This window comes from Roseateles sp. P5_B10 (assembly GCF_056400485.1).
On record NZ_JBFULE010000218.1, the window covers coordinates 1 to 7,355 of the forward strand.

Genomic DNA, 7,355 nt, shown 5'->3' on the forward strand with positions numbered 1-7,355 from the left:
CGGCGAGCGCGTCCAGCAGTGCATCGGCCGGGGCCGTCAGCGCGTCCCAGTCCAGGCCCGGCGCATGGGCCGCGCCCAGGCGGGTCAGCGCGCGCTGCTCGGCCGCACTGGCTGGCGCGAGTTCGACGCCGGCGCGCTGGCGCGTCGCCAGGCCGGCAGCCGCGAGCACCGTCGGCGGGCCGGCGGCCAAGGTCTGCGCCAGCCGTGTATCGCCCTCACGCGGGCCGGCGAAGACGATGTCGACGACAACGAGGCGGGCACCGGCCTGGCCGAGGTAGTCCAGCATCAGCGCATAGACCTCGCGCGAGTAGGGCCACTCGCCCAGGGGCTGGCGCAGCACAAGCAGCGAGGCGTCGTCGATGTCGACGATGACGCTGGTGGGTGGCGGTGCCGCGGGCGCGGCGGCACGCAGCAACAGGTCGCCGATGGCGCGGTCGATACGCGGCTGCGCGCCGGTCAGGCTCAGCAGCGCCCAGAGCAGCAGTGCTCCGGGCAGGGCGAGCCAGGGCCAGCGTTTCAAAGGACGGGGATCAGCAGCAAGGGCARCAGCCACAGCCAGCGCGGATAGGGCTGCTCGATCATCTGCGTCTGGCCCCAGGGGCTTGCCGCGCCGGCGGCGTTGAAGGCCTTGGCGCGCAAGAAGTACTTGCCCGGCGATGGCTTCGGGATCGCGAGCTCGGGCTTGTCCGTTGCAAAGCGCTGCACGTCCGCGCCGTCAAAGGTCTCGGTCTTGGACCATTCCAGTTCGTAGCGCGTGACGTCCGGGTCGGCCCGCCAGCGCAGCTTCAACTGGTCGCCGCTGACCTCCGGCTCGGCCGGCGGTGGCGCGGGCGGCGGCGGCCTGATCTCGAAGGTTTGCGGGTCGCCGAACGGCCCGGCACGGCCGCCCGCTTCGACGGAGGCGATGCGCCAGTGATAGAGGCCGTCGGGCAGTCGGGCGTCGTAGTTCGCGCCGTCAATGGGTGAGGGTTGCAGAACCAGGTCCTTGAAGCCGGCATCCCGCGCGATCTGCAGGCGCACATTTGGCGCCACCGTGTTGCGCGTCCAGGCGAAGGCCATGCCACCGGTGTAGCTGACTGCACCCGACGCAGGCGCCTGGATGAAGGGTGGCTCGGGCCGGGCCTGCAGGCGGATGCTTGCATCGGCCGCGGCGCCCTCCTGGCCGCGCGCGTCGATGGCGCGCACGCGCAGCGTGTAGTCGCCGTCGGCCAGCTCGCGCGCCTCGGGCCAGGTGACGGCCGGCTCGCCCACGACGTCATCCAGCAGCAGGCGGTCGAAGTCACCGCCAACGTAGAGCTGTACGCGCCAGGTGGCAGCGCCGGCCGGACCACCCACCCAGGCCATGTGCAGCGGCAGCCGCTCCGTCACGGGCACCAGGCCGCTCAGATCGGCCGCCGGCAGCAGCGGCGCGACGCTGCGCGCTGCCCCGTCGGCGAGCAGGCCCTGGCCGCTCGCCACGTCGGGGCCCAGGCCACCGGCATGCACGGCGCCGGACAGCACCTGCATGCGGCTCTGCGAACCCGCCGTCTGCACGCGGAACTCGGTGCCGCGCACRCCCAGGTTCACATGCGGCGTGCGCACTTCGTACAGCGGCACGCGCTGTGCGTTGGGCGTCACGCGGCTGTCCGCACCGCCCTGCTGCACGCCGATGCGCACCGCGGGGATGGCGCCGCGGCCCAGCACCAGCAGTTGGTCCAGCGTGATGTCGCTGTCGGGCGGGATCAGCAGCCGCGAGCCATCGGCGAAACGCAGGCTGGCGCTGGACTGAGCGCCGGTCTTGATGCGGTCCCCGCCTTGCAGCGTCGCGCCGGCGGTGAGGGCTTCGCTCGCCGCACCACGCTGGCGCGTGACCTGGCCGCGTGCGAACACAGCCTCGGCGACGCTGGCCTCGCGACGCAGCCAGGCAACGGGCATGCGCAGGGTCGAGCCGGGCATCAGCCGCAGCGGGTCAGGCACGCGGTTGAGCTTTTGCAGGTCGCGCCAGGTCTTGGGCGGCGCCAGCCAGGCGTCGGTCAGTGTGATCAGCGTGTCACCGGGCTGGATGCGGTAGCGCCAGTCGGCGTCGGCCGCCTCCGTCTGCGCGCGCGCCAAGGCGCAGCCCAGCAGCAGCAGGCTCGTGGCGAGCCAGACTCTCAGTGCATTCATCGGAGCCCCTTCCCTGGCAGCAGGGTGCATCCTAGTCATACCTGAGAATGAGCGACACCACGAGGAGGGCGTGCGATGTTCACGATCTCGGCCTTTACCGGCTGGCTGCGCCGGCACCGTTTCGCCTGCTTCGGGCTGATGGTGCTGAGCTTTGTCGTCTTCGGCCTGCTGACCCTGGACCTGGTGCGGCTGGTGAGCGCAAACGCAGCCCTGCTGTCGAACTACGGCTGGCAGGGCCTGCAGGACGGCGGGCTGCGGCAACTGGCCGAGCTGATCGCCTCGACGCTGGCGGCGATGGCGGCCTGGCTGCTGTTCAAGGTCTGCGAGACGGTGCTCGTGCAGGCCTGGACGCGTTAGGCCTGAGCCAACGCATCCTGCAGCTGCCCACGCAGCCGGCGCAGCCGCTGCAGCTCCTGGTCGGGTGCCTGCAGCGCCGGCCACAGCAGGGCGACGAGGTCACGCGCGCTGGCCTCCACGTCGATCTGGCGGCCGGTGATGACCACCTCCCACAGCATGTGCTCCATCGGCCCGAACACCAGCGAGCGCAGCAGGCGCAGCGGGATGTCGCGCCGCACCTCGCCGGCCTCCTGGCCGCGCGCCAGCAGCTCCATCAGCGGCGCGGTGTAGCGCCGCTGCAGCTCGACGAAGCCTTCGCCGAGGTCCTGGCCCTTGGTTCTGCCTTCCGACAGCACCAGCGCGCACAGCCCCGTGCCCTGGATCAGGAACAGGCGCAGATGCGTCAGCACGACGAACTCCAGCTGCTCGCGCACCGAAGCCTGGCGCGGCAGGCCAGCCTCGATGGCGGCGATGATCTCGTCGTACCAGTCCTGGATGACGCGCATGCAGAGCTCGCGCTTGCCGCGGAAATAGGTGAAGACGGTGGCCTCCGAGATGGCCAGGCGCTGGGCGATCTCGGTCGTCGTCGCGCGCTCGTAGCCGCGCTCGGCGAACACCTCGCGGCCCACGCGCAGGATGTCGCGCACGCGCTGCTCGGCCTTGGGGCCTGCGGGGGATCTGCGCTGGGGCGTGACGGCGACGGTGGTCATCGAGGTCGCATTCTGCGCAATTCTTGAGTAACACTCAAGTCGGCATTGCATCCGTGTTCACCCTGGATTATTCTGGCGCCCCTCACGCGGCTCACGAGGCCGTCAATCAATAAGTTGAGCCCTGCTTAGTCGTTGACTCGAGCATGGGCTTCGCGGAGACACCATGCCGGTCCTCAATACCCAGCTCAACCCCCGCTCGGCCGATTTCAAGGCCAATGCGGACGCGATGCGCGGCCTCATTGACGACCTGAACGCCAAGCTCGCCAAGATCGCCCAGGGCGGCGGCGACGCCGCGCGCGCCAAGCACACGGCCCGCGGCAAGCTGCTGCCGCGCGACCGCGTCGAGATGCTGCTGGACCCGGGCACGCCCTTCCTCGAACTGGCGCCGCTGGCCGGCCTGAACCTGTACGACAACGCCGCGCCCGGCGGCGGTGTCATCGCCGGCATCGGGCGCGTGTCGGGCGTCGAATGCGTCATCGTCTGCAACGACGCGACCGTGAAGGGCGGCACCTACTACCCCATCACCGTCAAGAAGCATCTGCGCGCGCAGGASATCGCCGCGCAGAACCGCCTGCCCTGCGTCTACCTCGTGGACAGCGGAGGCGCCAACCTGCCGAATCAAGACGAAGTGTTCCCCGACCGCGACCACTTCGGGCGCATCTTCTTCAACCAGGCCAACCTGAGCGCCGAAGGCATCCCGCAGATCGCCGTCGTCATGGGCTCGTGCACGGCCGGTGGCGCCTACGTGCCGGCGATGAGCGACGAGACCATCATCGTCAAGAACCAGGGCACCATCTTCCTGGGCGGCCCGCCGCTGGTGAAGGCCGCGACCGGCGAGGTCGTCACGGCCGAGGACCTGGGCGGCGGCGACGTGCACACCCGCCTGTCGGGCGTGGCCGACCACCTGGCCAACAACGACACGCATGCGCTGGCCATCGCGCGGCAGTCTGTCGCGCGCTTGAACTGGAGCAAGGTCAATCCGCTCGCTATGCTGGAACCGAAGGCGCCGGCCCACGACCCGGCCGAGTTGCATGGCGTCATCCCCACCGACACCCGCAAGCCCTTTGACATCCGCGAGATCATTGCCCGCATCGTCGACGGCTCGGAGTTCGATGAGTTCAAGGCCCGCTACGGCGCCACGCTCGTCTGTGGCTTTGCCCACATCGAGGGCATGCCGGTCGGCATCGTCGCCAACAACGGCATCCTGTTCGCCGAGAGCGCCAACAAGGGTGCCCACTTCATCGAGCTGTGCTGCCAGCGCAAGATCCCGCTGGTCTTCTTGCAGAACATCACCGGTTTCATGGTGGGCCGCAAGTACGAGAACGACGGCATCGCCCGCGCTGGCGCCAAGATGGTGACCGCCGTGGCCTGCGCCCAGGTGCCCAAGTTCACCGTCATCATTGGCGGCAGCTTTGGCGCCGGCAACTACGGCATGTGCGGCCGSGCCTATWCSCCGCGCTTCCTKTGGATGTGGCCSAATGCSCGYATCTCGGTGATGGGCGGCGAGCAGGCGGCCAGCGTGCTGTCCACCATCCGCCGCGACGCCGTCGAGGCCAAGGGCGGCACCTGGAGCGCCGACGAAGAGGAAGCCTTCAAGGCACCGCTGCGCCAGCAGTACGAGGATCAGGGGCATCCGTACTACGCGTCGGCACGGCTGTGGGACGACGGCGTCATCGACCCGGCCGACACGCGCCGTGTGCTGGCGCTGGGGCTGTCGGCGTCACTGAATGCGCCCATCCCTGAAACGAAGTTCGGCGTGTTTCGGATGTGATGACGCCACGCCTGCGCTCCACGCTGACCTCGTTGCTGGTCAGCCTTACCGTTGCTGCCAACGCCGCCACGCAGGAAGACCTGCGGCGCGTGGACGCCGCGCTGCGCCATGCCGCGTCGCCGTGGTGCGGCCGTCTGGCGGAAATCGACGCGCAGGGCCAGCGCCGCTGCACCGTGTCCTTCGAGAGCGTGGGGCCGATCGGCGCAGGCAACGCGTTCGCGGTGTTCGACATGACCCGCATCTCCGATGAGTTGCTGGCGGTGCTGTCTGAGGACGAACTCGCCGCAGCGATGGGCCATGAGCTGGCGCATGTGGTGCTGGGTCACGGCATCTTCAGAATGCGCCAGCAGAGCGCCAAAGGCCCGGACGAGGCGCAAGCCATGCTGCTGTCGCTCAATGAACAGTTCGGTATCGAGCCTCACGCAGACACTCCTCAAGACCCGCGCGCCCAGGAGCTGGACGCCGACACGCTCGGCCTGGTATTTGCCGGCCTGGCGGGGTACGACGTGCATCGCGGCGCGGCACTCTGGCGCACGGCCAGTCAACGCATTCCCGGCATGAAATCGCATGGCGGGCCCACCCACCCCGAAAACGCACGCCGACATGCCAACGCGGCCCGGGTGGCACACAGCTTCTGCCGCGCCGCCGCCGCATCGCAGCCACCCTGGCCCGCCACTGAACGGCTGCTGCCTCGCTACGAGCTGTCGCACGATGAAGCCGCACGTCAGCTCGATACGGCCCTGCTCAGCCGCGCCTGCGGCAAGCCCAACCCAGCCCGAATGCTGAAGAGATGACGAGATGGTCACCATCCGCCCGCTGAGCAGCAATGACTGCATGCAAACGCTCACCACGCTGCTGCACCTGTCCTACGCCAGCCTCGCGGCCCAAGGCTGGAACTTCACAGCCGTAGACCAGAGCGTCGACATGACGCGTGAACGCCTGGCCGGCGCCCAGGGCTTCGTCGCCGAACGGGACGGCCGCTTCGTCGGCACGGTCGCCGTGCGCGGCCCCAAGCCTGCCGGCGAGGCCTACATCGCCGACCCGCCGCCACCGCTGTACACGACGGCTGGCACAGCCATCCTGTCCCAGCTGGCCGTCCATCCGGACTGCCGCGGTCAAGGCATCGCCGAGCGATTGATGGATGCCGCCGAGGCCTGGGCCTGCGAACAAGGTTTCGCCCGGCTCGCGCTGGACACCGCCGAGCCCGCCGTCGCGCTACGCCGCCGCTACGAGCGCCGCGGCTATGCCACCGTCGGCGGCGTGCAGTGGCAGGGCAAGACGTATGGATCCGTGCTGATGTGCAAGCCGCTTGGTGAGGCCGGCCGGACAATCCCGCACGGAAGAGCACTGCCATGAACACCTGCCTGACCGTCACGACCACGGGCCATGTCGCCCGCGTCACGCTGAACCGCCCCGAGGTTCGCAACGCCTTCAACGAGGTGTTGATCGCCGAGCTGACCGCCGCCTTCACCGACCTGGGCCAGCGCGCCGACCTGCGCGCCATCGTGCTGGCCGCCGAGGGCAAGGCCTTCTGCGCTGGCGCCGACCTGAACTGGATGAAGGCGATGGCTGGCTACTCCTGGGACGAGAACCATGCCGATGCCACCAAGCTGGCCGACATGCTGTGGGCGATCTACAGCTGCCCGGTGCCGGTGATCGCTCGCGTGCAGGGCGACGTCTATGCGGGCGGCGTGGGGCTGGTGGCCTGTGCCGACATCGTCGTCGCGGTGGACACAGCGGGCTTCTGCCTCAGCGAGGCCAAGCTGGGCCTGCTGCCGGCCACCATCGGCCCCTATGTCGTCAAGGCCCTGGGCGAGCAGGCGTCGCGGCGCTATTTCGTGACGGCGGAGCGCTTTGCCGCTGACGAAGCGAGGCGTCTGGGCCTCGTGCACGAGGTTGTCGCCGCTGATGCGCTGGACACGAAGATCGATGAACTCGTCGCCGCCGTCACCGCCAACGGCCCCGCCGCCGCGCGCGCCTGCAAGCAGCTCGTCAAAGACGTGGCCAGCCGCGAGATCACGCCCGAGCTGCGCGAAAACACGGCGCGCCGCATCGCCGACATCCGCGCCAGCGCCGAGGGCCGCGAGGGCGTGCAGAGCTTCCTGACCAAGACCAAGCCGTCCTGGTTGGGCGCCTGAGCCCATGGCCATCCTCAAGTACTCCTTCTCTCTGACGCCGTCTGCGGCGCCGGTTCCGGCCGCGCCCGAGGCACGGCATGAGTACGCCTATTCGGAGTTCCTGCTGGAACTGGCGGCCCGCTGGCGCCAGTTGCCGGTGCAGGACGACGACACGCTGAACTTCTTCTCGGACGAGGATGGCGCCGCCATCATCATCTCCGCTGATTTCTATGAGATCCCGGACGACAAGGCCCAGGGCCTGGCGGAGACCGTGGT

General features: G+C 69.4%; 9 protein-coding genes. 6 read left to right on the forward strand and 3 right to left on the reverse strand.

Translation table 11 applies throughout. The annotated features are described in order from the left end of the window. Both AC1DU6_RS14775 and AC1DU6_RS14780 read right to left on the reverse strand, forming a co-directional pair. Positions 1–520 (reverse strand): CHASE2 domain-containing protein (locus AC1DU6_RS14775; RefSeq protein WP_477857967.1); only part of this gene is annotated, 520 nt, incomplete at its 3' end. Next, on the reverse strand, positions 517–2,145 hold the full coding sequence (locus AC1DU6_RS14780) for a FecR domain-containing protein (protein ID WP_457320114.1): 1,629 nt from the start codon (positions 2,143–2,145) through the stop codon (positions 517–519). The genes AC1DU6_RS14775 and AC1DU6_RS14780, both read right to left, overlap by 4 nt. Positions 2,146–2,220: 75 nt before the next feature. On the opposite strand from AC1DU6_RS14780, the gene AC1DU6_RS14785 reads away from it, so the two are divergent. Beyond that, complete coding sequence (locus tag AC1DU6_RS14785; RefSeq protein ID WP_056205081.1) at positions 2,221–2,502, forward strand: hypothetical protein; 282 nt, start codon at positions 2,221–2,223, stop codon at positions 2,500–2,502. Here the strand turns inward: AC1DU6_RS14785 and AC1DU6_RS14790 are convergent. Then, complete coding sequence (locus tag AC1DU6_RS14790) at positions 2,499–3,191, reverse strand: TetR/AcrR family transcriptional regulator (protein WP_457320116.1); 693 nt, start codon at positions 3,189–3,191, stop codon at positions 2,499–2,501. The two genes, AC1DU6_RS14785 and AC1DU6_RS14790, sit on opposite strands and share 4 nt — an antisense overlap. Before the next feature lie 163 nt (positions 3,192–3,354). On the opposite strand from AC1DU6_RS14790, the gene AC1DU6_RS14795 reads away from it, so the two are divergent. From AC1DU6_RS14795 to AC1DU6_RS14815, 5 genes are all read left to right on the forward strand, one after another. Next, the gene (locus tag AC1DU6_RS14795; protein ID WP_477857970.1) at positions 3,355–4,962 is read left to right on the forward strand and encodes a carboxyl transferase domain-containing protein; all 1,608 of its coding nucleotides are present in this window, start codon (positions 3,355–3,357) and stop codon (positions 4,960–4,962) included. Then, positions 4,962–5,756, forward strand: a complete 795-nt coding sequence (locus AC1DU6_RS14800) for a M48 family metalloprotease (RefSeq protein ID WP_477857972.1) — start codon at positions 4,962–4,964, stop codon at positions 5,754–5,756. The genes AC1DU6_RS14795 and AC1DU6_RS14800 overlap by 1 nt, the downstream gene beginning before the upstream one ends. Before the next feature lie 40 nt (positions 5,757–5,796). Further along, entirely contained in the window at positions 5,797–6,318 is a 522-nt protein-coding gene (locus tag AC1DU6_RS14805) for a GNAT family N-acetyltransferase (protein ID WP_477857974.1), read from the forward strand. Beyond that, entirely contained in the window at positions 6,315–7,100 is a 786-nt protein-coding gene (locus tag AC1DU6_RS14810; protein ID WP_477857976.1) for an enoyl-CoA hydratase/isomerase family protein, read from the forward strand. The genes AC1DU6_RS14805 and AC1DU6_RS14810 overlap by 4 nt, the downstream gene beginning before the upstream one ends. Positions 7,101–7,104: 4 nt before the next feature. Then, positions 7,105–7,355, forward strand: a 251-nt coding sequence (locus AC1DU6_RS14815) for a hypothetical protein (protein WP_477857978.1), incomplete at its 3' end; no start/stop codon positions are given.